The sequence below is a fragment of the Polaromonas sp. P1_G2 genome (assembly GCF_056405515.1).
Genome location: NZ_JBFUBY010000954.1, coordinates 1 through 499 on the forward strand (window position 1 = coordinate 1; position 499 = coordinate 499).

Annotated in this window: 1 protein-coding gene; it reads right to left on the reverse strand. The window is 55.6% G+C overall.

Annotation, left to right across the window (positions count from 1 at the left end):
* The coding region (locus AC1D0P_RS28515; protein WP_477679810.1) for a zinc metalloprotease at window positions 1-412 on the reverse strand (412 nt) is incomplete at its 3' end.
* Window positions 413-499: the final 87 nt, after the last annotated feature.

Sequence of the window (499 nt, forward strand, 5' to 3'; positions counted from 1 at the left end):
CGCCCGACCCTCCGGTGTCATGAGGATGCTTAAGGCCCATTGCGTGGCCGATTTCATGCAAATGGGTAGCCCATGCGTAATTTCCCGCCGTGGGAAAGCGATAGTCGTTCGTCGTTCCGTCATAGGCACTGCCGATCCAGACATCACCGTCGTCACTCGGGTCGGCGGTTACGAGATTGCCGGGAAAGTCGGCCACCCGCGACGTTGGCAATGTGCTGGACGTCGTTCCACCGAAGCGAATATGTGTGCCGCTGGTGGAATCGACTTCGCCACGGCTCTGGATATCGGCCAGYGTGAAGCCKKCGATGGAAAAACCCACCGCTGCGGMATTTTGCGAGCCATCCAAGGCAAACTCCGCCGCAGTCTCTTGCTGTGCGGTGAAAACGCGAAAGTTGGCCGGCAGGTCGGTCACGCTTGAATCAGTGTAACTATAGGCTGCGTTAGATGTTGAAAATGAATAATAAATAACGGAATCGGCCCATTTATGACCAACCAAAAC